General features: G+C 64.5%; 1 protein-coding gene. It reads right to left on the bottom strand.

Annotation, left to right across the window (positions count from 1 at the left end; all coding sequences use genetic code 11):
* Positions 1 to 391: 391 nt before the first annotated feature.
* The gene (locus ACWGJY_RS37565) at positions 392 to 907 is read right to left on the bottom strand and encodes a hypothetical protein (protein WP_453265382.1); all 516 of its coding nucleotides are present in this window, start codon (positions 905 to 907) and stop codon (positions 392 to 394) included.
* Positions 908 to 1,065: the final 158 nt, after the last annotated feature.

Below are 1,065 nucleotides of genomic sequence, written 5' to 3'. Positions count from 1 at the left end.
CAGCTTCCTCCCGGGTTCCGGCCCCATGCGGGGACGGAACCCGAAGGTTGATCACAACCACACACAGGCCCTAGAACAACCGGCGTCTGCTGCGGCAAGTGCGAACAGCGTTCCCCAGAGGGGAAACGCGCAGGTGGCAGGGGCGGCGAGCAGCTCGGACGCGGGCGCTGTATCCAGTAGCCGTGCATAGATCTCGCGCGGAACATCGCAGAACTGCGATGTTCCGCAGCGGCCGGTTCGGAGGTCTGCGCCGTGCTGCTCCGAGGGAAGCAGGCCGCTGCGCCGGCGTGGTTCTACGGGAGGGCCAGGCCTGCAACCCGTGGCTTTCCCCCGGCCCCGAGCACCAACAGCAGCAGGACCAGGAAGTGTCGCCATGGTCCCGCATTGGTGGCTACTGGTACGGACCGGTGTCATGGTGATGCGGGCATCCGAACGAGAAGCGGGGCGGATCTTCGAACTGTTCAGCGTTGAGCCGGTACACCTGCTCCCAGCCCTGCTCGTCGTACTCGGCTACGTGAATGGGCTGTTCCGCAGCCATCCCCTTGGGATCCGTCACGATGTAGGGAAAGCGATGGCGCGCCGCAGCGACACGAGGATCCGTCGTCCTCGGCAGGAAGGCGACCGCGGGGTTCATCCAGAGCCTGGCGACACCGTTCACCTGGCCGTCGAGGGCAAGGTAGTGGTGCTCCACCAGCCACTCGATCCTCGCTTGCAAGGTGACCTCGTCCGTGTCGAGTTGCTCCGCCTCAGCGGCGTAGTTGAGGACGAGGGGTGCATCGCCTCGGAGCTTCGACGCGAGAATGACAAGCAGACCCAACATGGTGCCAGCGGCGGAGGAGCGGCGGCCGGTCGACCTCGGCTTCCCGGCGACACGCTGTTCATGACGGTATTGGAAGTCGGCCGACATAAGCGCTGGCCCCTGGCAAACGGTCTGATCACATGTGCAGGACTCCATGCCAGGGAAACGATGAGTGGGCTTGATCCGCTTTGACGGACATCAGAGATCAGGGGTTCTGCCCCGGGAGGATGTCCATCATGGAGAGCATGGGGAAGAAGAAGCCTCGC

The sequence above is a fragment of the Streptomyces sp. NPDC054765 genome (assembly GCF_053612065.1).
The sequence above is the reverse complement of the archived record's forward strand: the minus strand, read 5'-3'. Positions and strand labels throughout refer to the sequence as shown.